The 23,288-nt window shown below is 53.9% G+C and carries 19 protein-coding genes; 12 read left to right on the forward strand and 7 right to left on the reverse strand.

Going from position 1 to position 23,288, the window contains the following annotated elements; genetic code table 11:
• Positions 1-9: 9 nt before the first annotated feature.
• The 4 genes from ACOTZD_RS20620 (at position 10) to ompL (ending at position 5,691) form a co-directional block, all read left to right on the forward strand.
• Positions 10-2,034: an alpha-glucosidase gene (locus ACOTZD_RS20620; protein WP_174402277.1), complete on the forward strand. Its 2,025-nt coding sequence runs from the start codon at positions 10-12 to the stop codon at positions 2,032-2,034.
• A 45-nt stretch (positions 2,035-2,079) separates the two neighbouring features.
• Positions 2,080-3,462, forward strand: coding sequence for an MFS transporter (locus ACOTZD_RS20625; RefSeq protein ID WP_003861932.1), 1,383 nt, complete (start codon positions 2,080-2,082; stop codon positions 3,460-3,462).
• A gap of 43 nt (positions 3,463-3,505) precedes the next feature.
• Positions 3,506-4,930 carry an MFS transporter gene (locus ACOTZD_RS20630; protein WP_103883288.1) on the forward strand — a complete coding sequence of 475 codons (1,425 nt, stop codon included), beginning with the start codon at positions 3,506-3,508 and terminating at the stop codon, positions 4,928-4,930.
• 74 nt (positions 4,931-5,004) lie between these two features.
• Positions 5,005-5,691 carry a porin OmpL gene (gene ompL / locus ACOTZD_RS20635; RefSeq protein WP_174402278.1) on the forward strand — a complete coding sequence of 229 codons (687 nt, stop codon included), beginning with the start codon at positions 5,005-5,007 and terminating at the stop codon, positions 5,689-5,691.
• A 79-nt stretch (positions 5,692-5,770) separates the two neighbouring features.
• Here ompL and typA read toward each other — a convergent pair whose 3' ends face one another.
• Entirely contained in the window at positions 5,771-7,594 is a 1,824-nt protein-coding gene (gene typA, locus ACOTZD_RS20640) for a ribosome-dependent GTPase TypA (RefSeq protein WP_003861927.1), read from the reverse strand.
• Positions 7,595-7,971: 377 nt separating this feature from the next.
• On the opposite strand from typA, the gene glnA reads away from it, so the two are divergent.
• The 4 genes from glnA (at position 7,972) to ACOTZD_RS20660 (ending at position 12,243) form a co-directional block, all read left to right on the forward strand.
• Positions 7,972-9,381, forward strand: coding sequence for a glutamate--ammonia ligase (gene glnA / locus ACOTZD_RS20645; protein ID WP_003861925.1), 1,410 nt, complete (start codon positions 7,972-7,974; stop codon positions 9,379-9,381).
• Positions 9,382-9,548: 167 nt separating this feature from the next.
• Complete coding sequence (gene glnL, locus ACOTZD_RS20650) at positions 9,549-10,598, forward strand: nitrogen regulation protein NR(II) (RefSeq protein ID WP_003861923.1); 1,050 nt, start codon at positions 9,549-9,551, stop codon at positions 10,596-10,598.
• A gap of 11 nt (positions 10,599-10,609) precedes the next feature.
• Positions 10,610-12,022: a nitrogen regulation protein NR(I) gene (glnG, locus tag ACOTZD_RS20655; protein ID WP_003861919.1), complete on the forward strand. Its 1,413-nt coding sequence runs from the start codon at positions 10,610-10,612 to the stop codon at positions 12,020-12,022.
• A 110-nt stretch (positions 12,023-12,132) separates the two neighbouring features.
• Positions 12,133-12,243: a YshB family small membrane protein gene (locus ACOTZD_RS20660; protein WP_017382667.1), complete on the forward strand. Its 111-nt coding sequence runs from the start codon at positions 12,133-12,135 to the stop codon at positions 12,241-12,243.
• Between the two features lie 51 nt (positions 12,244-12,294).
• Here ACOTZD_RS20660 and hemN read toward each other — a convergent pair whose 3' ends face one another.
• Both hemN and yihI read right to left on the reverse strand, forming a co-directional pair.
• Positions 12,295-13,668: an oxygen-independent coproporphyrinogen III oxidase gene (gene hemN / locus ACOTZD_RS20665; protein ID WP_174402279.1), complete on the reverse strand. Its 1,374-nt coding sequence runs from the start codon at positions 13,666-13,668 to the stop codon at positions 12,295-12,297.
• A 188-nt stretch (positions 13,669-13,856) separates the two neighbouring features.
• Positions 13,857-14,372, reverse strand: coding sequence for a Der GTPase-activating protein YihI (yihI, locus tag ACOTZD_RS20670; protein WP_014885763.1), 516 nt, complete (start codon positions 14,370-14,372; stop codon positions 13,857-13,859).
• A gap of 579 nt (positions 14,373-14,951) precedes the next feature.
• Here yihI and yihA point away from each other — a divergent pair.
• On the forward strand, positions 14,952-15,581 hold the full coding sequence (yihA, locus tag ACOTZD_RS20675; RefSeq protein ID WP_003861913.1) for a ribosome biogenesis GTP-binding protein YihA/YsxC: 630 nt from the start codon (positions 14,952-14,954) through the stop codon (positions 15,579-15,581).
• 312 nt (positions 15,582-15,893) lie between these two features.
• Here yihA and polA read toward each other — a convergent pair whose 3' ends face one another.
• Positions 15,894-18,686 carry a DNA polymerase I gene (polA, locus tag ACOTZD_RS20680; RefSeq protein WP_174402280.1) on the reverse strand — a complete coding sequence of 931 codons (2,793 nt, stop codon included), beginning with the start codon at positions 18,684-18,686 and terminating at the stop codon, positions 15,894-15,896.
• Positions 18,687-19,125: 439 nt separating this feature from the next.
• On the opposite strand from polA, the gene ACOTZD_RS20685 reads away from it, so the two are divergent.
• Positions 19,126-20,034, forward strand: coding sequence for an acyltransferase (locus tag ACOTZD_RS20685; RefSeq protein ID WP_003861910.1), 909 nt, complete (start codon positions 19,126-19,128; stop codon positions 20,032-20,034).
• Positions 20,035-20,056: 22 nt separating this feature from the next.
• Here the strand turns inward: ACOTZD_RS20685 and dsbA are convergent, their stop codons facing one another.
• The 3 genes from dsbA to ACOTZD_RS20700 all read right to left on the reverse strand — a co-directional run bounded on the left by dsbA (position 20,057) and on the right by ACOTZD_RS20700 (position 22,039).
• Positions 20,057-20,680, reverse strand: coding sequence for a thiol:disulfide interchange protein DsbA (dsbA, locus tag ACOTZD_RS20690; protein WP_003861908.1), 624 nt, complete (start codon positions 20,678-20,680; stop codon positions 20,057-20,059).
• A gap of 27 nt (positions 20,681-20,707) precedes the next feature.
• Positions 20,708-21,694 carry a serine/threonine protein kinase gene (locus ACOTZD_RS20695; RefSeq protein WP_045895054.1) on the reverse strand — a complete coding sequence of 329 codons (987 nt, stop codon included), beginning with the start codon at positions 21,692-21,694 and terminating at the stop codon, positions 20,708-20,710.
• A gap of 75 nt (positions 21,695-21,769) precedes the next feature.
• Positions 21,770-22,039 (reverse strand): YihD family protein, encoded by a 270-nt coding sequence (locus ACOTZD_RS20700; protein WP_003861904.1) that lies wholly within the window; start codon positions 22,037-22,039, stop codon positions 21,770-21,772.
• Positions 22,040-22,107: 68 nt separating this feature from the next.
• Between ACOTZD_RS20700 and mobA the strand changes: the two genes are divergently transcribed.
• Positions 22,108-22,692 (forward strand): molybdenum cofactor guanylyltransferase MobA, encoded by a 585-nt coding sequence (mobA, locus tag ACOTZD_RS20705; protein WP_096947333.1) that lies wholly within the window; start codon positions 22,108-22,110, stop codon positions 22,690-22,692.
• Positions 22,689-23,192: a molybdopterin-guanine dinucleotide biosynthesis protein MobB gene (mobB, locus tag ACOTZD_RS20710; protein WP_003861899.1), complete on the forward strand. Its 504-nt coding sequence runs from the start codon at positions 22,689-22,691 to the stop codon at positions 23,190-23,192. Before mobA ends, mobB begins: the two co-directional genes overlap by 4 nt.
• Positions 23,193-23,288 lie beyond the last annotated feature (96 nt).

Raw genomic sequence — 23,288 nt, forward strand, 5'->3', positions numbered from 1 at the left:
GGAGTGTTTATGCGTACCCTACACAATATTGACCTGAAAAATAACGAAAGTGGCTTCACCCTGCGCTGGCAGGACCGTCTGATTTTATCCCACACCACGGATGCCCCTTGCCTGTGGATTGGCGCAGGTGAGGCGGATATCGAGATGTTTCGCGGCAACTTCAGCATTAAAGACAAGCTCAACGAAAAGATTGCCCTGACGAACGCGACCGTTACGCAGCAAAGCGCGGGCTGGGCGATCCGCTTTACCCGCGGCGACGCGGTGAGCGCGACGCTGCTGGTGGGCGTGGATGGTGAAGGCCGTCTGGAGCTGAAGCTGAAAAATGACGCCACCAGCCATAACCGCATCTGGTTGCGGCTGGCAGCTCAGCCTGACGATCATATTTACGGCTGCGGCGAGCAGTTCTCGTATTTCGATTTGCGCGGCAAGCCGTTCCCGCTGTGGACCAGCGAGCAGGGCGTGGGCCGCAATAAGCAGACCTACGTCACCTGGCAGGCCGACTGCAAAGAGAACGCGGGCGGTGACTACTACTGGACCTTCTTCCCGCAGCCCACCTTCGTGAGCACCCAGAAGTACTACTGCCACGTGGATAACAGCTGCTACATGAACTTTGACTTCAGCGCCCCTGACTTCCACGAGCTGGCGTTCTGGGAAGATAACGCCACGCTGCGCTTCGAATGTGCGGAAACGTACGTCGATCTGCTGGAAAAACTGACCGGCCTGCTGGGACGCCAGCCGGAGCTGCCGGACTGGGTGTACGACGGCGTGACGCTGGGCATCCAGGGCGGCACCGAGGTGTGCCAGCAGAAGCTCGACACCATGCGTAACGGCGGCGTAAAGGTGAACGGCATCTGGGCGCAGGACTGGTCCGGCATCCGCATGACCTCCTTTGGCAAACGCGTAATGTGGAACTGGAAGTGGAACAGCGCGCTCTATCCGCAGCTTGATGCGCGTATTGCGCAGTGGAAAGAGGAAGGCGTGCAGTTCCTCTCCTATATCAACCCGTACGTCGCCAGCGATAAAGATCTCTGCGAAGAGGCTGCGAAACGCGGCTATCTGACCAAAAACGCCGACGGCAAGGACTACCACGTCGAGTTCGGCGAGTTCTACGCGGGCGTTATCGACCTGACCAACCCGGCAGCCTACGACTGGTACAAAGAGGTCATTAAAAAGAACCTGATCGAACTGGGCTGCGGCGGCTGGATGGCCGATTTCGGGGAGTACCTGCCAACCGATACCTTCCTGCACAACGGCGTGAGCGCGGAGATCATGCATAACGCCTGGCCTGCCCTGTGGGCGAAATGTAACTACGAAGCGCTGGAGGAGACCGGCAAGCTCGGGGAGATCCTGTTCTTCATGCGCGCAGGCTACACCGGTAGCCAGAAGCACTCGGTGATGATGTGGGCGGGGGATCAGAACGTCGACTGGAGCCTGGACGACGGTCTGGCGTCCGTCATCCCTGCGGCGCTGTCGCTGGCGATGACCGGGCACGGCCTGCACCACAGCGACATCGGCGGCTATACGACGCTCTTCGAGATGAAGCGCAGCAAAGAGCTGCTGCTGCGCTGGTGTGATTTCAGCGCCTTTACGCCGATGATGCGTACCCACGAGGGCAACCGCCCTGGCGATAACTGGCAGTTCGACGGCGACGCGGAAACCATCGCGCACTTCGCGCGCATGACCACCGTCTTCACCACCCTGAAGCCGTATATCAAAGCTGCGGTTGCGCAGAACGCGAAAAGCGGCCTGCCGGTGATGCGTCCGCTTTTCCTGCACTACGAGGACGACGCGCGCGCCTACACGCTGAAATACCAGTATCTGTTTGGCCGCGATCTGCTGGTGGCGCCGGTCCATGAAGAGGGACGCCGCGACTGGTCGCTCTATCTGCCGCAGGACACCTGGGTCAATGCGTGGACCGGAGAAACCTGCCAGGGCGGTGACATCACCGTTGATGCCCCGCTCGGCAAACCGCCGGTCTTCTATCGCCAGCAAAGCGAATGGGCCGATCTGTTTAGCACCTTACGTCATATCTGATAAGGCTCGCCCGCGGGGAAACCTGCGGGCAGACGGAGAACAATAATGAGTCAACATACTTCTGATCCGGCAACCCTGCGCCTGCCGTTTAAAGAAAAACTCGCCTACGGGATGGGCGATCTCGGCTCTAACATCCTGCTTGATATCGGCACGCTGTATCTGCTGAAGTTCTACACCGACGTGCTGGGGCTGCCGGGCACCTACGGCGGGATTATCTTCCTGATTGCGAAGTTTTTTACCGCCTTCACCGATATGGGCACCGGGATCATGCTCGATTCCCGGCGCAAGATCGGCCCGAAAGGGAAATTCCGCCCGTTTGTGCTGTATGCAGCCTTCCCGGTAACGTTGCTGGCGATTGCCAACTTCGTCGGCACACCGTTTGAAATCACCGGTAAAACGGTGATGGCGACGGTGCTGTTCATGCTGTACGGCCTGTTCTTCAGCATGATGAACTGCTCTTACGGCGCGATGGTGCCCGCCATCACCAAAAACCCGGACGAGCGCGCCTCGCTGGCGGCCTGGCGTCAGGGCGGCGCTACGCTGGGCCTGCTGCTCTGTACCGTGGGTTTTGTTCCGGTGATGAACCTGATTGAAGGCAATGACCAGCTTGGCTATATCTTTGCCGCCACCCTCTTCTCGCTGTTCGGGTTGTTCTTTATGTGGTGGTGCTATAAGGGCGTAACCGAGCGTTACGTCGAGACGCAGCCTGCTAACCCAGCGCAGAAACCGGGGCTGTTGCAGTCGTTTCGCGCCATCGCCGGGAACCGTCCGCTGTTTATCCTGTGCATCGCTAACCTGTGCACGCTGGGCGCCTTTAACGTTAAGCTCGCCATTCAGGTCTACTACACGCAGTACGTGCTGAACGACCCGATCCTGCTGTCGTATATGGGCTTCTTCAGCATGGGCTGTATTTTTATCGGCGTCTTTATGATGCCCGGCGCGGTGCGGCGCTTCGGCAAGAAAAAGGTCTACATCAGCGGGCTGATGATTTGGGTGGCGGGCGATCTGCTTAACTACTTCTTCGGCGGCGGCTCGGTGAGCTTTGTGGCGTTCTCCTGCCTGGCGTTCTTTGGCTCCGCGTTCGTGAACAGCCTGAACTGGGCGCTGGTGTCCGATACCGTGGAATACGGCGAGTGGCGCACCGGCGTGCGCTCCGAGGGAACGGTCTACACCGGCTTTACCTTCTTCAGGAAGGTCTCGCAGGCGCTGGCGGGCTTCTTCCCGGGGATCATGCTCACCCAGATCGGCTATGTGCCGAACGTGGTGCAGTCCGCCGGGACGGTTGAAGGGCTGCGGCAGCTGATATTTATCTACCCGAGCCTGCTGGCGGTCATCACCATCGTGGCGATGGGCTGCTTCTACAACCTCAACGAGAAGATGTATGTGCGCATAGTGGAAGAGATCGAACTGCGCAAACGTACGGCATAAATGACGTGATTGAGCGCCCTGCGGGGCGCTTTGAGGATCGACCATGACACATAATACTGATCCGTTAACCCTGAAATTGAGCCTGCGAGAGAAGTGCGCCTACGGGATGGGTGATTTTGGCTCGAACCTGATGCTGTGTATTGGCACGCTGTATCTGCTTAAGTTTTACACGGACGAGCTGGGCATGCCCGCGTTCTACGGCGGCATCATTTTTCTGGTCGCCAAGTTCTTTACCGCGTTCACCGACATGCTGACCGGGGTGCTGCTGGATTCCCGGCGTAACATTGGCCCGAGGGGGAAGTTCAGGCCATTCATACTTTACGCCTCCGTTCCGGTGGCGCTGGTCGCGACGGCGCAGTTTATGGCCAACGACTTTAGCCTGACGGTGAAAACGGCCCTCGCCACCGTGCTCTTCATGATGTTTGGCCTCTGCTACAGCCTGATGAACTGCGCCTACGGTGCAATGGTTCCGGCCATCACCAAAAACCCGAACGAGCGCGCGCAGCTTGCGGCGTGGCGTCAAGGCGGCGCAACGGTAGGACTGTTGCTCTGCACCGTCGGCTTTATGCCGATTCAGGCGCTGTTCATCAGCCAGCCCTCACTCGGCTATCTGGTGGCCGCGCTGGTGTTCGTCACCGGGGGGCTGTTCTGCATGTGGTGGTGCTACAGCGGGGTGAAAGAACGCTACGTCGAGCTTACGCCCGATCACCATAAGCCCGGCATTCTGAAATCATTCTGCGCGATTTTCCGCAATCCGCCGCTGCTGGTGCTGTGCATCGCCAACCTCTGTACCCTCGCCGCGTTTAACATCAAGCTGGCGATTCAGGTCTATTACACCCAGTACGTGCTGAACGATCTGCATCTCCTGTCGTGGATGGGCTTTTTCAGCATGGGCTGCATTCTGATTGGCGTGTTTCTGGTGCCTGGCGCGGTGAAGCGCTTTGGCAAGAAGCCGGTCTATCTGGGCGGGCTGACGCTGTGGGCGGTGGGCGACGTGCTGAATTTTTTCTGGGGGACCAGCTCCCTGCTGTTCGTGCTGTTTTCCTGCATGGCCTTCTTCGGCACGGCGTTTGTTAATAGCCTGAACTGGGCGCTGGTGCCGGATACCGTTGATTACGGCGAGTGGAAAACCGGCATTCGCGCCGAAGGGTCGGTGTATACCGGCTATACCTTCTCGCGCAAAATCTCCGCCGCGCTCGCCGGTTTCCTGCCCGGCATCATGCTGACCCAGATTGGCTACGTTCCCCATGCCGTGCAGAGCGCGGGCACGCTGCTGGGTTTGCGTCAGCTTATTTTCCTCTGGCCGTGCGGCCTGGCAATCGTCGCCGCCGTGACCATGGGGCTGTTTTATAAACTCAACGAAGCGCGCTTCGCCTTTATTATCGAGGAGATTGGAAAACGAAAAAAACAGTCAGCGAATACCCCTGAGATAACCACCAACAATAAAGCGTCAGCAGTCACTTTATAACAATAAATCCGGCCACTATGTCCTTCCTGTTTAGCAGGAGGGAGGCCTTTCTGTACCTGATACATGGACAAATTATGAAAAGAATCATCACCGTACTGATCGTGTCGTCTGTGTCCTGCCCGGTATTTGCCGGGGCCTATGTCGAAACGCGCGAAGCCTACAACACCGCCTCAGAGCTGCACGAAGTGATCCTGCGTGCGGGCTATAACTTCGATATGGGCGCGGGACTGATGTTCACCAACGCTTATAACGTGGGGAAATGGGACGAACTGAAACACAGCTATAACGAAATCGAGGGGTGGTATCCGCTCTTCAAACCGACCGACAAACTGACCTTCCAGCCCGGCGGCTTAATTAATGACAGCAGCGCAGGATCAGGTGGCGCGGTTTATTTAGATACCAATTACAAATTTACGGGCTGGTTTAATCTGACGTTCCGCTATCGCTATAACCATAACAATTACGATACGCCGGACTATAACGGGCAGATGGATAAGAACGACACGCATGAATTCGCCAACTACTGGAATTTCAAAGTGACGGATGCGTTTTTCTACACCTTTGAGCCGCACTTTTTCCAGCGGGTGAATGATTACCACAGCAAAAATGGCAAAGATCATCACTGGGAAATTACTAACAAGTTCAGCTATAAAATCGACAGAAACTGGCTGCCGTATCTTGAGCTACAGTGGCTGGACCGATGGAATGATTACAACCGGGAGCAGTACCGGATCCGTTTAGGGTTACGGTATTCGTTCTAATAAAAAAGCCGCTGATCGCTCAGCGGCTTTTTCGTTGCCGGGTGGCGCATGCGCTTACCCGGCCTACGGCATAACCGAATTAGTCTTCTTTCGCACCGCGCATTGCACGTTTACGATCGTTCTCAGTCAGGTGACGTTTACGGATACGAATTGACTGAGGCGTCACTTCGACCAGTTCGTCATCATCGATGAATTCCAGAGCCTGCTCCAGCGTCATCTTGATCGGTGGAACCAGAACCGTTGCTTCGTCAGTACCGGACGCACGCATGTTGGTCAGTTTCTTACCGGTCAGGCAGTTTACCGTCAGGTCGTTAGAACGGCTGTGAATACCGATGATCTGGCCTTCGTAAACTTCAGCACCGTGACCCAGGAACAGCTTACCGCGATCCTGCAAACCGAACAGCGCAAACGCAACCGCTTTACCCTGACCGTTGGAGATCAGCACGCCGTTGTTACGCTGGCCCACTTCGCCCGGACGAACGTCGTCGTAGTGGCTGAAGGTGGAGTACAGCAGACCGGTACCGGAAGTCATGGTCATGAACTCAGAACGGAAGCCGATCAGGCCACGGCTTGGGATCACGTAGTCGAGACGTACGCGGCCTTTGCCATCTGGATTCATGTTTTTCAGGTCGCCTTTACGCTCACCCAGTGCCTGCATCACAGAACCCTGGTGCTGCTCTTCAACGTCCAGCGTTACGTTTTCGAACGGCTCTTGTTTACGGCCATCGATTTCGCGGAAGATAACTTTCGGACGGGAAACCGCCATCTCGAAACCTTCACGACGCATGTTCTCAATCAGAACAGACAGGTGCAGCTCACCACGACCCGAAACGCGGAATGCATCAGCGTCTTCGGTTTCTTCAACGCGCAGCGCAACGTTGTGCACCAGCTCTTTGTTCAGGCGGTCAAGGATCTGACGAGAGGTAACGAACTTACCTTCTTTACCACAGAACGGAGAGGTGTTGACGTTGAAGAACATGGATACGGTTGGTTCATCAACGGACAGGGCTGGCAGCGCTTCGACGTTCTGCGGATCGCAGATGGTGTCGGAGATGTTCAGTTCACCCAGACCGGTGATAGCGATGATGTCGCCCGCTTCAGCGATGTCGCTCTCGATACGCTCAAGACCCAGGTGAGTCAGCACTTTACCGACTTTACCGTTACGGGTTTTCCCTTCGCTATCGATGATAGTGACCTGCTGGTTAGGCTTCACTTTACCGCGCTTGATACGACCAATGCCGATTACGCCAACATAGTTGTTGTAGTCGAGCTGAGAGATCTGCATTTGCAGGGTGCCTTCCAGGTCAACGTTTGGCGCAGGAACGCGGTCAACAATCGTCTGGTACAGCGGAGTCATGTCTTCCGCCATGTCTTCGTGATCCAGACCGGCGATACCGTTCAGCGCAGACGCATAAACGATAGGGAAGTCCAGCTGTTCGTCGGTCGCGTCGAGGTTAACGAACAGGTCGAAGACCTGGTCAACAACCCAGTCAGGACGCGCGCCAGGACGGTCAACCTTGTTGATCACAACGATAGGTTTCAGGCCGTGGGCAAATGCTTTTTTGGTCACGAAGCGCGTTTGCGGCATAGGGCCATCAAATGCGTCAACCACCAGCAGCACGGAATCCACCATGGACATCACGCGCTCAACTTCACCACCGAAGTCGGCGTGCCCTGGGGTATCAACGATGTTGATACGGTAGTCATTCCATTTGATAGCGGTGTTTTTGGCGAGGATGGTAATCCCACGCTCTTTCTCCAAATCGTTGGAGTCCATCACACGCTCTTGAGTTTCGGCACGAGCATCAAACGTACCGGACTGCTGTAGCAGCTTATCAACCAGGGTAGTTTTACCATGGTCGACGTGCGCGATGATGGCGATATTACGCAATTTTTCGATCACAACTTTGCCTCAGGCATTTAGAAATAGCGCGTTATTGTACACGGATTAATCGCACTACAAAACAGGATCACAAACATCCCCCGCAAACAAGTATTGCAGAGATGCTTTGTGATCGCTTTCACGGAGCGGTAAAAGGGCACTTTAACGTAAATTGCACCAATATGGTGCTCGATGTTCACACAGAAGCACTATAATGGTGCAACAAATCCAATGTGGTGCAGCCCTTCTGCACTATGGTGCGCATGATAACGCCTTTTTGGGGTGTTTTAAAAGTTGGCACAGATTTCGCTTTACAGAAATACAGTAAAAATATGGCAGCCCAGCCGATTTGAAGACCTCGTTACCACGACGACAATGACCAATCTGGAGAGTTAAGTATGTCCGCTGAACACGTTTTGACGATGCTGAACGAACATGAAGTGAAGTTTGTTGATCTGCGCTTCACCGATACTAAAGGTAAAGAACAGCACGTCACGATCCCTGCTCATCAGGTGAACGCCGAATTCTTTGAAGAAGGCAAAATGTTTGACGGCTCCTCCATTGGCGGCTGGAAAGGCATTAACGAATCCGACATGGTTCTGATGCCAGATGCAACCACTGCGCTCATTGACCCGTTCTACGAAGAACCTACGCTGATCATCCGCTGCGATATTCTGGAACCTGGCACGCTGCAAGGCTATGACCGTGACCCACGCTCCATCGCAAAACGCGCTGAAGAGTACCTGCGCTCTACCGGCATCGCAGACACCGTTCTGTTCGGGCCAGAGCCAGAGTTCTTCCTGTTCGACGACATCCGTTTTGGTGCTTCCATTTCTGGCTCCCACGTCGCTATCGATGACATCGAAGGCGCATGGAACTCTTCCACCAAGTACGAAGGTGGTAACAAAGGTCACCGTCCGGGCGTGAAAGGCGGTTACTTCCCGGTTCCTCCGGTCGATTCTTCACAGGACATCCGTTCTACCATGTGTCTGATCATGGAAGAGATGGGCCTGGTTGTTGAAGCGCACCACCACGAAGTGGCAACGGCTGGCCAGAACGAGATCGCTACCCGCTTCAACACCATGACCAAAAAAGCGGATGAGATTCAGATCTACAAATACGTTGTACACAACGTTGCGCACCGTTTCGGTAAAACCGCGACCTTCATGCCAAAACCAATGTTTGGCGACAACGGTTCCGGCATGCACTGCCACATGTCCCTGTCCAAGAACGGCACCAACCTGTTCTCTGGTGACAAGTATGCGGGTCTGTCTGAGCAGGCGCTGCACTACATCGGCGGTGTTATCAAACACGCTAAAGCGATCAACGCCCTGGCGAACCCGACCACGAACTCCTACAAGCGTCTGGTTCCAGGCTACGAAGCACCCGTGATGCTGGCGTACTCTGCCCGTAACCGTTCTGCTTCTATCCGTATCCCGGTGGTTGCGTCTCCGAAAGCGCGTCGTATCGAAGTGCGCTTCCCGGACCCGGCGGCTAACCCATACCTGTGCTTCGCAGCACTGCTGATGGCCGGTCTGGACGGTATCAAGAACAAGATCCACCCGGGCGAAGCCATGGACAAAAACCTGTACGACCTGCCGCCAGAAGAAGCGAAAGAGATCCCACAGGTTGCCGGCTCTCTGGAAGAAGCCCTGCAAGCGCTGGACGCAGACCGCGAGTTCCTGACCGCTGGCGGCGTGTTCACCGATGAAGCTATCGACGCTTACATCGCGCTGCGTACCGAAGAAAACGACCGCGTTCGCATGACGCCGCACCCGGTTGAGTTTGAACTGTACTACAGCGTTTAATTGTTTTGTTTTACCCGGCGCATACGCGTCGGGAGTAGTTGCCGTGGAAACTTTAGCCCATCTTCGGATGGGCTTTTTTCTCCACCAACAACCTGATCTCACGCGCTTTTTACCTCTAAAACGCTATACTGCACTAAAATAGTGCAACGACTCCAGGAGACTGCTGAATGGCAACTGGCACGCTGCCCGATGCTGGGCAGATCCTCAATTCTTTGATTAACAGTATTTTGCTGGTCGACGACGAGCTGGCGGTGCATTACGCCAACCCGGCGGCGCAACAGCTGCTCGCCCAAAGCGCCAGAAAACTGTTTGGCACGCCGCTGCCGGAACTGCTGAGCTATTTCTCGCTGAATATTGGTCTGATGCAGGAGAGTTTGCAGGCGGGTCAGGGCTTCACCGATAACGAAGTGACGCTGGTGATTGACGGACGCTCGCATATTTTGTCCCTCACCGCACAGCGCCTGCCAGATGGCATGATTCTGCTGGAAATGGCGCCGATGGATAACCAACGTCGTCTCAGCCAGGAGCAGCTTCAGCATGCGCAGCAGATTGCGGCGCGCGACCTGGTGCGCGGGCTGGCCCATGAGATCAAAAACCCGCTGGGCGGCTTACGCGGTGCGGCACAGCTTTTGACCAAAGCGCTGCCTGACCCTGCCCTGGCGGAGTATACCAACGTCATTATTGAGCAGGCGGACCGTCTGCGTAATCTGGTCGATCGCCTGCTCGGGCCACAGCAGCCGGGGATGCATGTTTCAGAAAGCATTCACAAGGTCGCGGAGCGGGTGGTGAAACTCGTCTCTATGGAGCTGCCGGATAACGTCACGCTGGTGCGTGATTACGACCCAAGCCTGCCGGAGCTGGCGCACGATCCGGACCAGATTGAACAGGTGCTGTTGAACATTGTGCGTAACGCGTTGCAGGCGCTGGGCCCGGAGGGTGGCGAAATTATTCTGCGTACCCGCACCGCGTTCCAGCTGACGCTGCACGGCGTGCGTTATCGTCTGGCGGCACGTATTGATGTGGAAGATAACGGGCCGGGGATCCCGCCGCATCTCCAGGACACTCTGTTCTACCCGATGGTCAGCGGTCGCGAAGGCGGCACCGGGCTGGGGTTATCCATAGCCCGAAATTTGATTGACCAACACTCCGGCAAAATTGAATTTACCAGTTGGCCGGGACATACCGAGTTTTCGGTTTTCCTGCCGATTAAAAAATAAAGGTGACGTTTATGCAACGAGGGATAGTCTGGGTAGTCGATGACGATAGCTCCATCCGTTGGGTGCTTGAACGCGCACTCACAGGAGCGGGATTAAGCTGCACGACGTTTGAGAGCGGCAGCGAGGTGCTCGACGCACTCACCACCAAAACGCCGGACGTTCTGCTCTCGGATATTCGCATGCCGGGCATGGACGGACTGGCGCTCTTAAAGCAGATCAAACAGCGCCACCCCATGCTTCCGGTCATCATAATGACCGCCCACTCCGACCTGGATGCCGCCGTTAGCGCCTACCAGCAGGGGGCGTTTGATTATCTGCCAAAACCGTTTGATATCGACGAAGCCGTTGCCCTGGTCGAACGCGCCATCAGCCACTATCAGGAGCAACAGCAGCCCCGCCACGCGCCGGATTTCGGGCCTACGACGGACATCATCGGTGAAGCGCCGGCCATGCAGGACGTGTTTCGCATCATCGGGCGTCTGTCGCGCTCGTCTATCAGCGTCTTGATTAACGGTGAATCAGGGACCGGTAAAGAGCTGGTTGCACACGCCCTGCATCGCCACAGCCCGCGGGCGAAAGCCCCCTTTATCGCCCTGAACATGGCAGCGATCCCTAAGGATTTAATTGAATCTGAGCTGTTCGGCCACGAAAAAGGGGCGTTTACCGGAGCCAATACCATTCGTCAGGGACGCTTTGAACAGGCTGACGGCGGCACGCTTTTCCTGGATGAAATCGGCGATATGCCGCTGGATGTTCAGACCCGACTGCTGCGCGTGCTGGCAGATGGCCAGTTTTACCGCGTGGGCGGGTATGCGCCGGTGAAGGTGGACGTGCGTATTATTGCCGCGACGCACCAGAACCTGGAGCTGCGCGTGCAGGAGGGGAAATTCCGTGAGGATTTATTCCATCGTCTGAACGTGATCCGTGTCCACCTGCCGCCGCTGCGCGAGCGTCGGGAAGATATCCCGCGTCTGGCGCGCCATTTCCTGCAAGTGGCGGCCCGCGAGCTGGGCGTGGAAGCCAAGCAGCTTCATCCGGAAACGGATGCCGCCCTCACCCGTCTGGCGTGGCCTGGCAACGTGCGTCAGCTGGAAAACACCTGTCGCTGGCTGACCGTGATGGCCGCCGGACAGGAAGTGTTGATTCAGGATCTCCCCGCCGAGCTGTTTGAAGCCACCGTGCCCGAAAGCACCGCCGGACATGCGCTGCCGGACAGCTGGGCGACGCTGCTGGCGCAGTGGGCAGATCGCGCGCTGCGTTCCGGTCATCAAAATCTGCTCTCCGAAGCGCAGCCTGAGATGGAGCGCACGCTGTTAACTACCGCGCTTCGTCATACCCAGGGCCACAAACAGGAAGCGGCTCGCCTGTTGGGATGGGGTCGAAACACCCTGACGCGCAAGCTGAAAGAGCTGGGAATGGAGTGATCTTACTCCGCTGTGTAAAGGTTACTAATTGAGCGCAAAGTGCCGTTATTTTGCGCTTTACTGTTCCGATGAGTTTTGTATGATCGTGCCCGGAAACAGGGGGGAGCATCATGCTGGAATCATTAGTGACTTTGCTTTCGAGCGGAGCAGCAGAAAGCCACACGCCACAAACTGCCGTTGCGGCGGTGCTGTGTGCGGCGCTGGTTGGGCTGTTTAGCTAACGAGCTGTTGATGAAAAGCCGGGTGGCGCTTCGCTTACCCGGCTTTTCAACTTAAATCACCCGCGAGAACTGCTGTAAACGCGCCTTCTGACGTAGATAGGCATCGAAGCACATGCAGATATTACGAATCAACAGACGTCCTTTCGGCGTGACGACCACCGCGCTTTCCGACACATCCACCAGCCCGTCCTTCGCCAGCGGCGCAAGGAGTTTCAGGTCTTCGGCAAAGTAATCGCTGAATTGCAGATCCCATTGCGACTCCACCTCGCGGAATTCGAGACGGAAGTTGCAGATAAGCGCCTTAATCACATCACGACGGATGCAGTCGTCACGCGTTAACGCAATGCCGCGCCACAATGCGTTACCCGTTTCATCAACCTGCTGGTAGTACAGCTTCAGCTCTTTCTGGTTCTGAGCGTAGCAGTCGCCAATCATGCTAATGGCGGAGACGCCCATTCCGAGCAGATCGGTATCGCCCTGGGTGGTGTAACCCTGGAAGTTACGGTGGAGAACACCTTCGCGCTGGGCAATTGCCAGTTCGTCGTCAGGGCGGGCAAAGTGATCCATCCCGATAAACTGATAGCCGGTTTCGGTCAGCGAGGCGATGGTCTCCTGCAAAATGTCTAGCTTCTGCTGGGCGGAAGGCAGATCCGCATCTTTGATTTTGCGCTGAGCGGCGAACAGCGTCGGCAGGTGCGCGTAATTAAAGACGCTCAGACGGTCCGGGTTAAGCTCAGCCACGCGTTTAAGCGTGTAGGCGAAGCTCTCCGGCGTCTGCTTCGGCAGGCCGTAAATCAGGTCTATATTCGTTGAGGTAAAGCCGATTTCACGCGCATGGTTGAGTAAGGCAAAGATAAACGCTTCGTCCTGCTCGCGGTTTACCAGGCGCTGTACTTCTTTATTGAAGTCCTGTACGCCCATACTCAGGCGGTTGAAGCCTTCAGCGCGTAAATGATCCAGCACATCCAGCTCGATTTCACGTGGATCGACCTCGATCGAAATTTCGGCGTCGTCGTTAAAACTGAAATTGTCGCGCAGCAGCGCCATCAGGCGGCTGATCTGCGCTTTATTCAGATAGGTTGGCGTACCACCGCCCCAGTGAAGCTGGCTAACGTGACGCCCTTTAAACAGCGGTGCGCGGTGCAGAATTTCCTGTTCGAGCGCATCGAGGTATTGATCGGCTTTGTACTGCTGGCGGGTAACGATTTTATTGCAGCCGCAGAAGTAGCAGAGCTTATGGCAGAATGGAATATGGACGTAGAGCGACAGCGGGCGCTCGGGATAGCGCACCACAGCATGCTGAAAATCCGCCTCGCCGAAAGCGTCAGAAAACTCCAGCGCGGTGGGGTATGAGGTATAACGCGGCCCGGAATAGTTATATTTCTGGATCAGGGCCAAATCCCAGTCGATAGATGGTACAGACATGCTCACTCCTTCCGTTGGTGTCGCGTTCGTATACGGCGGCCCGTTCTGGTCCCGTTGCGGGCCATCATTCGGGTGCGCAGCCACTTCTGTCGCCGCGACAACCGCCGTAGTTTAACGAATAACCACACCAGATAACATATAACCGGAAGGGTTATAAGCAGGACGAGTGTACCTGCCGGGTGCAAATGTTAGTTTCCACCCTTCAGAAGACGCATCATATCTTCCTGCTTTTCGTCTTCTTCTTCGTCGTCTTCGTCATCGTAAGACAGACCCAGCTTCTGCATCAGCTCGTCGATGCGATCCAGTTTGGCATCCACCCATGACTGCTCTTCGGCGGTCAAGGTTTCACCCTCTTCAAGACGTTCCAGCAGCGCGTCCAGGCGCTCATCGTTCTCCAGCAAATCCAGCTCAGCCTGCGGTGAAAGCATAGGTTTCTCGCTCTTTGGTTTGTGCTGCTTAGTGACCGGGGTGTCTGTCACGCCCAGTGGAATGGGAGTTTTACTGCCGATACGAGGATCTTTCTGCTGTTTGCCTTTTGCAGAAGCGCCTGCGGCACCGCCACCGTTAGCACGGCTACCCGCAGCATGGCCACGATGTTTTTTATCGCGTTTGCGATCGCGCGCTTCCTGATTCAGTTCTTCGCGCGTTTTGCGGCGTGCTTTTGCAGGGCGTTTCGCGCCCGCAGCGGAGGTCGGTTTTTTCATGATGTTTTATCTTTAAGTCGTTTTCTTCAGTATAGAATTGCGGCGAAATCTAGCAGAAAGCAAGCAAAGAAAAAAGGCGACAGAGCAATCTGTCGCCTTTTTTCCTGACTCACAACCCTTAACGGGTCAGACATTCCCTGTTTGCCTGCAACAAACCCTGTTTATCCCTTGGCTACTACCGTCCGTGATACGGTTCCGTTTCCTGTTAAAAACGCCTCCAGGCGCCGGTCGTCCTGACAATCCTGAGTCTTCGCCTCCTGGCGCTCCTGACCCTTATCCTTAAGTCGTTATCCTGTTGGCATCCTCGCCGTAGCACACACTTTACCTTGTTCCTTTAAACTAACAAGCAACGAAAAGGTACAAAACCGGATTTTCAGATAATTACTCATTAATAACTCTTTGAATTTTAATATCTTGAGTTTTTTAGCCCCTGCGATTTCTCTTAAATTTCTCATACGCTTAAGGGCAAATCTCTTACATTTCGCAGGGCTTTCACTTACATGTCAATGACGAAGGGAAAAGCCTTTTGCCCGCATTCAGGTATAATCCCCGCAGATTACGATTTTTGGAGACGACCACGTGACTACCTGGAACTACCAACAGACGCATTTTGTCACCAGTGCGCCCGATATTCGCCACCTGCCCTCAGACACAGGGATTGAAGTGGCATTTGCTGGCCGCTCCAATGCGGGAAAATCCAGTGCCCTGAATACGCTGACCAATCAGAAAAACCTGGCGCGTACCTCAAAAACACCTGGCCGTACACAACTGATTAACCTGTTTGAAGTGGCTGAAGGCAAACGCCTGGTCGATTTACCGGGCTACGGTTACGCGCAGGTACCGGAAGAGATGAAGATCAAATGGCAGCGTGCGCTGGGTGAATACCTGGAAAAACGCATGTGTCTGAAAGGCCTGGTGGTGCTGATGGATATTCGTCATCCGCTGAAAGATCTCGACCAGCAGATGATTGACTGGGCGGTGGCAAGCGATATTGCGGTGCTGGTACTGCTGACAAAAGCGGATAAGCTGGCGAGCGGCGCGCGCAAGGCACAGGTGAATAAGGTTCGTGAAGCGGTGCTGGCATTCAACGGTGATGTACAGGTTGAACCGTTCTCCTCGCTGAAAAAGCAGGGCGTGGATAAACTGCGTCAGAAGCTCGACAGCTGGTTTAACGATCTGGAACCGGCGACAGAAGCGGAAGCAGAGTAATAACAGGCGCGGCGATGACCGCGCTTTTTTTCGCCTGAAACTTTCTTTGCCGCAATAAAAAACGCCCCAGTCATTACTGACTGGGGCGGCTAAAATATTCAGCCAAATCCGATTACGTGAAGTAAAAGGTCTGAAAGATAGAACATCTTACCTCTGTACCCTACGTCGTTAACTCTACTCTTTTTTTATCGCTGGACAAAGCACTTTTTGTAGTTTTTTTTCATTCTTTACATAGGGAATTCTAATGATCGTCACAAAACGCGCGTACTTATGTTGCTTACTTACATAAAACGCGCGTTATTCCGTTAACCCTTAGTGAGCCTGATCCCAGTTTTCGCCGCTACCCACTTCCACCAGCAACGGAACGTCCAGCTTCATGCTGTTTTCCATCAGTTCATGGATCTTCTGAGAGACCGTCTCCAGATCGTCTTTATGAACTTCAAAGACCAGTTCATCGTGTACCTGCATGATCATTTTCACGCGCGGCTTCTCTTTTTCCAACCAGGCATCGACGGCGATCATTGCGCGTTTAATGATGTCCGCCGCAGTGCCCTGCATAGGGGCGTTAATCGCAGCACGTTCAGCACCCGCGCGGCGCGCGGCGTTGCTGGATTTGATGTCCGAAAGGTAGAGACGACGGCCATCCAGCGTTTCAACGTAGCCTTTCTCTTTCGCCTGCGCGCGGGTACGTTCCATATATTCCAGCACGCCCGGATACCGCTCGAAGTAGAGATCCATATACTTCTGCGACTCTTTACGCGGAATATTGAGCTGGCGTGAAAGACCAAAGGCACTCATGCCGTAAATCAGACCGAAGTTGATCGCTTTTGCGCTACGACGCTGCTCATTTGTCACGCTCTCCAGCGGCAGCCCAAACACTTCGGCAGCGGTTGCCCGGTGAATGTCCTTCCCTTCGGCAAAGGCCGTCAGCAGGCCTTTGTCGCGTGACAGGTGCGCCATAATACGCAGTTCGATTTGCGAGTAGTCCGCGGAGACAATCAGATAATCCTCTGGCGCAATGAAAGCCTGGCGAATACGGCGGCCCTCTTCATTACGCACCGGAATGTTCTGAAGGTTAGGATCGGTTGACGAAAGTCGCCCGGTCGCCGCCACAGCCTGGTGATAGGAGGTGTGCACGCGGCCCGTTTTCGGGTTGATCATCAACGGCAGTTTGTCGGTATAGGTCGATTTCAGCTTAGCCAGACCGCGGTATTGCAGAATAACTTTTGGCAGCGGATAGTCCAGCGCCAGCTCTTCCAGCACCTCTTCAGACGTTGAAGGAGCGCCGCCCGGGGTTTTCTTCAGCGGCTTGATACCCTGTTTTTCAAACAGGATGGTTTGCAGCTGTTTCGGTGAAGACAGGTTAAATGCCTCGCCAGCAAGCTCATGCGCTTTCTGTTCAAGCTCGGTCAGGCGCTGCGCCAGCTCACCAGAGTGGTTATGCAGCACCGTTGGGTCGATTTTAACGCCATTGCGCTCAATGCGGGACAGCACAGGCACCAGCGGCATCTCAATGTTCCGGAACACATTCAGCGGCCCTTCGTGCTTCTGCAATTTCGGCCACATTTTGAGATGCAGCTGTAGCGTGACGTCAGCGTCTTCTGCGGCGTAGCGGCCTGCCTCTTCCAGCGCGATCTGGTTAAAGGTCAGCTGATTTTTACCCTTACCGGCAATTTCTTCAAAGGTGATGGTTTTGTGTTTCAGCCAACGATCGGATAAGGAATCCATATCATGGCGGCCCGCCACGCTGTCCAGAATGTAAGATTCAAGCATGGTGTCAAAAGCGATACCACGCAGCTCAATGCCGTAGTTTTGCAGAATACCGCGGTCATACTTCAGGTTTTGCCCGACCTTCAGCGCTTTCTCGTCTTCCAGAATCGGCTTCAGTAGTTCTAAGGCGCGCTCGCGGGAGATTTGCTCCGGCGCATCCAGATAGTCGTGAGCAACCGGAACATAGGCGGCAACACCCGGCTCCGTCGCGAATGACAGACCCACCATATTAGCCGTAATGTTATCAAGGCTGTCCGTTTCGGTATCGAAAGCAAATACTGGCGCTTTTTTTAGCTTTTCAATCCAGGCGACGAGCCGTGACTCTTCCAGGATGGTTTCATAGTTGTCGAAGGAGAGCGCTATCGCCTCTTCTTCTGCCTGCTCTACGGCATCGACAACGATGGTCTCTTTCGGCTTCGCCGCAGGTTTAGCCCCTTTCGCCTGAAGCCATTTACCGGCTTCAACATCCGCGGTCCAGCGTTTAAATTCGTATTTTCTGAACAGACCAAGCAGTTCGTCGGCGGCGGGTTCCTGCACTTCCAGCTGCTCGCAGGTAAGCTCCAGCTCTACGTCAGTTTTGATGGTGGCCAACTGATAGGAGAGATAAGCCACCTCTTTGTTATCGGCGAGCTTTCCGGCCATGGTTTTTGCGCCACGGAAGGTAAGACCGGCAATTTTGTCGGACTCTGCATACAGCGTATCCAGCCCGCCCAGCCCTTGCAGCAGCGCCTGAGCTGTTTTTTCACCCACGCCCGGCACGCCAGGAATGTTATCCGAGGAATCGCCCATCAGGGCGAGGAAATCAATAATGAGCTCTGGCGGCACACCATATTTGGCGACCACTTCTTCCGGGCCAAGAATGGTGTTTGTCATGGTGTTGATCAGCGTAATCCCTGGCGTTACCAGCTGCGCCATGTCTTTATCACCGGTACTGATCAGAACCGGGCGGCCTGCTTTTTCCGCTTCGCGCGCCAGGGTACCAATTACGTCGTCAGCTTCAACGCCAGAGACCGCCAGCAGTGGCAGCCCCATCGCTTTCACCATAGCGTGCAGCGGTTCAATCTGCGCACGCAGATCGTCAGGCATAGGGGGACGGTGTGATTTGTAGTGCTCAAATAATTCATCGCGGAAGGTTTTACCCTTCGCATCAAACACCACGGCCGCATGGGTTGGATGGTATTGCAGAATCAGGCTGCGCAGCATATTCAGCACGCCGTACATTGCGCCGGTAGGTTCCCCTGCGCTGTTGGTCAGAGGAGGAAACGCATGATACGCCCGATACAGGTAAGAAGAGCCATCGACGAGTATAAGTGGGTTTTCTGGGATCTGAACCATAATGTCCGTGCCTGTTATGAATTTATGGGTAAAGGATGCCACAGAAGGATGAAAACATCAGGTTTTAGCGCTTTATACAGAAAAAGATTTTGCGATCGGGAAGATCGCTCGCAAAACAAAACTGTGGATAAGTTTGTGCATATTTTTAATACAGGTGAATAACAGCTTGATAAAAGTGATATTGAAAACTTATTTATCTATTTAAATCAAATAATTAATACAAGATCAATTAAGATCACACCTCACTGATGGTTATTTAGTCTATGTGGATATAAGGCTTAAGCACCTTGTCTATAGGGAAGAATTCGCGGCCTGCCAGGAAAAGCCGCGGCCTCCTGGTGTGAAAGCGCCCTGGTCTGAGCGAATTTCTGATAAGATCGGTGCCCAGCACCGGATAGCCGGCTGCTCAATTACAGCTAACTATCTGAAAAAATTCATCATGTCGAGAATACTCGCTGCGATAACATTATTGTTAAGCGTCATTTTAACTATTCTGGTTACTATCGCCTGTTCTGTGCCAATCATCGTTGCCGGAATAATTAAGCTCCTGCTGCCTGTCCCTCCGGTATGGCGCGCGGTGTCTGCTTTTTGTAATTTTATGATGTACTGCTGGTGTGAAGGCCTGGCGATCCTGCTGCATCTGAACCCCTGGCTGAAGTGGGACGTTCAGGGTCTGGAGAAGCTGAACAAAAAGAACTGGTATCTGCTGATCTGCAATCACCACAGCTGGGCCGACATTGTTGTATTGTGCGTACTGTTTCGCAAACACATTCCGATGAATAAATACTTTCTGAAACAGCAGCTGGCCTGGGTGCCTTTCATTGGTCTGGCCTGCTGGGCGCTGGATATGCCGTTTATGAAACGCTATTCACGCAGCTATTTGATTCGTCATCCGGAACGCCGCGGTAAGGACGTGGAAACCACGCGCCGTTCTTGCGAGAAGTTTCGCGCGCATCCCACCACCATTGTTAACTTCGTCGAAGGATCGCGCTTTACCGAAGAGAAGCGCCAGCAAACTCGCTCTCCTTATCAGAACCTGTTGCCGCCAAAGGCTGCGGGCATCGCAATGGCGCTCAACGTGCTGGGTGAGCAGTTCGATAAATTGTTGAACGTAACGCTCTGCTATCCGGAAAACGACAGGACGCCATTCTACGACATGCTCAGCGGCAGGCTGACGCGTATCGTTGTCCGCGTTGATCTGGTGCCCGTCAATACTGAACTGCACGGGGATTACGTCAACGATAAAAACTTCAAACGTCGTTTCCAGCTTTGGCTTAATACACTCTGGAAAGAGAAAGACGAGCAGATAGCGAAGATTAAATCTTCATACAAAAACGCCGGTCAGTGACCGGCGTTTTTCTTTATGGTTGTTACTTTTTCTCAACCAGGTATTTCACGGTATCAGCGTACTGTTGTACGAAGATATCCATGCTGGTCGTGTCCATACCACGCATATTCACCTGGTATTTGCCGTTAACATACATCGCCGGCACGCCCTGCAACTGGAAGTCAGCGGCAGCTTTTTCCTGCTGTGCCACGAGAGATTTCACCACAAAACTGTTCCAGGCAGCGTCGTAGTCTTCACCTTTCACACCGGCATCTACGAACACTTTACGGATATCTGCCGTAGTTTGTACGGTCTGGGTTTTCTGTACGGCTTCAAACATAGGCGCGGTGATCTTATCTTCCACACCCAGCGCAATCGCGACCGCCCATGCCTGAGTCAGATCTTTGCCCAGTGGGCCAAGGAACTCAACGTGGTATTTCGTCATTTTGGTGCCTTCCGGCAGCTTTTTCTTCACGTTGTCAGAAACATGAAGTACCTGCTCAAACTCGTAGCAGTGCGGGCAGTAGAAGGAGAAGAACTCCAGCACCTGAGGCTCGCCAGCAACAGGCTTGTCTAGCGTAATGTACTGCTTGCCGTCGGTAAACTGCGCAGCAGTTGCGCTAAATGCCAGAATCATACCAGCCAGCGCCAGCCAAATTTTTTTCATGATCAACTCTCTCCTGGGTGTGTCCAATTAATACATCGGCGTTAATTGCAAAGGGGGTTCCTGTAGAACCTTAACCTGCTCGGTAAATGTGGAGATCTGGTTGCGCCAGTAATCCTCCCCGGTAAGCCAGGGGAAATTTCGGGGAAAAGCCGGGTCTTCCCAACGCCTGATTAACCACGCGAGATAATAAACAAATCGCATCGCACGTAAAGGCTCTATCAAGGCAATTTCGTCTGAATTAAAGGGGATAAATTCTTCATAAGCTTCAATTATGGTCTCAAGCTGCATGCGCTGCTCGGCTTTATCACCGTTGAGTAGCATCCATAGATCCTGCACCGCGGGTCCCATACGTGCGTCATCAAGATCGACAAATAGCGGCCCATCGCGCCAGAGAATATTCCCGGCGTGGCAGTCACCGTGCAGGCGCAGAGTAGTAATATCATCCCGCCAGCAGGCTTTTACAGCATCAATAAGCTTATCGGTCGCCGTGAGGAAATTATCCTTTAGTGCATTCGGGATCAGCGCCGATGTTTCGAATATCTGTCGCGGCTCAATAAGATATTCCTGAACACCAATCGTCGGACGGGCAACAAACGGTTTTTTACGTCCCGTCTGATGAATGCGCCCCAGATAGCGGGCAACCCATTCCATCTGATCGATATTATCTGCCTCAAACTGTCTTCCGCCCAGGCTCGGAAATACCGCGTAGTAAAAGCCCTGATGGGTCAGCAGCGTTTGGTTATTGAATTTAATCGGTGCCGCAACGGGAACATCATCATCCAGTAGATCGTGGGCAAACTGATGTTCTTCCTGAATTTGTTCTGCGGACCAGCGCTGTGGACGGTAAAACTTTACGACAAAGCGCTGGCGCTCTTCGTCCTGAAATTGGTAGACACGGTTTTCGTAGCTGTTTAAAGCGGTTAACCCGGAATCCACCCGAATACCCTGCTCGAACAGCGCATCCATAATGGTATCCGGGTGTAGTGTCTGGAAAGTAAAAGCCTGGTCGTTCATCCGATCATCCGGAAATTATACGAATGATTCAGGATATCATCTTGTGGCGATTTCGGTGGCTCCGCTTACAAGCTTTTACTCTTTAATTACGCCTCGGGCGCGCAGTAATGCGGTTTTAAAATCCTCTTCATAATCTTTCTGAATGCCAGGAATAACAGCATCTTTAGCCGAGTCACGCATTTTCAGGTGGTAGATCAGGATGTCGTCAGAAAGGTCCGCCAGTTCGCCATCAAAACCTGACTCTTTCGCCAGTTTCTGTAAAAATTGCATCAGATTCAGCTCTGGCTCTTTTTGCCAGGCCGGCTGGAGAAGCTCAATGACTTCATTAAGACGTTTACATTTCATGGTAGTGCTCCTTTCATTTAGAGAGACACGTTAGCAGGGTCAATCCCACAATAAAAGAGGCGATATTCGTGAATCAATGCCAGGAAATCATCGGGGTTGTTCTGGCCGGGGGCAGGGCAACGCGAATGGGTGGAAAGGATAAGGGACTTCAGCTCCTGAACAACACACCATTATGGCAGCATGTTGCTGATACGCTTGCAGATCAGGTGTCATCGATGGCGATCAGCGCTAACCGACATGTTGATATTTATCAGCGCAGCGGGTATCCGGTTTATCAGGATAACCTGGTGGACTACCCCGGTCCGCTGGCGGGAATGCTTTCTGTTATGCAGCAGTCGTACGGAGAGTGGTTTCTCTTTTGTTCATGTGATACGCCCTTCATCCCGTCCTGTCTGGTTGAACGTCTGGTGCAGCGGCGCGGTGGTGCTCCCGTCGTCTGGGTACACGACGGTGAACGCGACCATCCAACGATCGCATTGATTAATCGCTCGTTAATATCCGCGCTGGAAGATTACCTGGCCGCAGGAGAGCGACGCGTCATGGTATTTATGCGCCAGTCCGGAGGGCATTCCGTTGATTTCAGCGACATGAAATCGGCGTTTGTGAATGTAAACACGACGGAAGATTTGCAGATGATGCAGGAGAGAAAATGATACCCGTATTAGCGATCTCAGCCTGGAGTGGCACCGGGAAAACTTCGCTGCTAAAAAAACTGATACCTGCACTTTGCGCCAAAGGCATTCGTCCCGGATTGATTAAGCATACGCACCATAACATGGATGTCGATAAACCGGGGAAAGATAGCTATGAGCTGCGTAAGGCTGGCGCTGCACAAACGATGGTGGCGAGTAACCAGCGCTGGGCGTTAATGACAGAAACACCGGATGAAGCACCGCTGGATCTCGCTTATCTTGTCAGCCGGATGGATCACTCCACGCTGGATCTGGTGCTGGTTGAGGGGTTTAAGCATGAGGCTGTTGCGAAGATCCTGCTATTCAGAAGCGATGCCGGACATGACGTAAGTGAGTTAACGCTGGATGAACATGTGATTGCCGTGGCCAGTGACGTTGCGTTGACGCTGAAAGTACCGGTTCTGGATTTAAATAATGTGGAGGGGATTGCAGCGTTTATTTCGGCGTGGTGTGCAGTCTGAAATCTGCCGGGTGACGGCTTCTTAAGGCCTGCCGTTTTTCAGCAAACAAACGCAAAAAGGCCATCCTTGCGGATGGCCTCTTCACTTGTTTGATGC

It is taken from the genome of Enterobacter cloacae complex sp. SHL022, from assembly GCF_049237785.1.
In the GTDB taxonomy this organism is placed as follows: Bacteria; Pseudomonadota; Gammaproteobacteria; order Enterobacterales; family Enterobacteriaceae; genus Enterobacter; species Enterobacter hormaechei_C.

Coding starts and splice junctions, on each gene's coding strand:
- ACOTZD_RS20700 (WP_003861904.1), bottom strand. CDS start 22,039: ATGAAATGTAAACGTCTTAATGAAGTCATTGAGCTTCTCCAGCCGGCC.
- yihI (WP_014885763.1), bottom strand. CDS start 14,372: ATGAAAAAACCGACCTCCGCTGCGGGCGCGAAACGCCCTGCAAAAGCA.
- ACOTZD_RS20695 (WP_045895054.1), bottom strand. CDS start 21,694: ATGAACGACCAGGCTTTTACTTTCCAGACACTACACCCGGATACCATT.
- ACOTZD_RS20685 (WP_003861910.1), top strand. CDS start 19,126: ATGTCGAGAATACTCGCTGCGATAACATTATTGTTAAGCGTCATTTTA.
- hemN (WP_174402279.1), bottom strand. CDS start 13,668: ATGTCTGTACCATCTATCGACTGGGATTTGGCCCTGATCCAGAAATAT.
- dsbA (WP_003861908.1), bottom strand. CDS start 20,680: ATGAAAAAAATTTGGCTGGCGCTGGCTGGTATGATTCTGGCATTTAGC.
- glnG (WP_003861919.1), top strand. CDS start 10,610: ATGCAACGAGGGATAGTCTGGGTAGTCGATGACGATAGCTCCATCCGT.
- ACOTZD_RS20660 (WP_017382667.1), top strand. CDS start 12,133: ATGCTGGAATCATTAGTGACTTTGCTTTCGAGCGGAGCAGCAGAAAGC.
- ACOTZD_RS20630 (WP_103883288.1), top strand. CDS start 3,506: ATGACACATAATACTGATCCGTTAACCCTGAAATTGAGCCTGCGAGAG.
- ompL (WP_174402278.1), top strand. CDS start 5,005: ATGAAAAGAATCATCACCGTACTGATCGTGTCGTCTGTGTCCTGCCCG.
- glnA (WP_003861925.1), top strand. CDS start 7,972: ATGTCCGCTGAACACGTTTTGACGATGCTGAACGAACATGAAGTGAAG.
- ACOTZD_RS20625 (WP_003861932.1), top strand. CDS start 2,080: ATGAGTCAACATACTTCTGATCCGGCAACCCTGCGCCTGCCGTTTAAA.
- polA (WP_174402280.1), bottom strand. CDS start 18,686: ATGGTTCAGATCCCAGAAAACCCACTTATACTCGTCGATGGCTCTTCT.
- glnL (WP_003861923.1), top strand. CDS start 9,549: ATGGCAACTGGCACGCTGCCCGATGCTGGGCAGATCCTCAATTCTTTG.
- mobB (WP_003861899.1), top strand. CDS start 22,689: ATGATACCCGTATTAGCGATCTCAGCCTGGAGTGGCACCGGGAAAACT.
- ACOTZD_RS20620 (WP_174402277.1), top strand. CDS start 10: ATGCGTACCCTACACAATATTGACCTGAAAAATAACGAAAGTGGCTTC.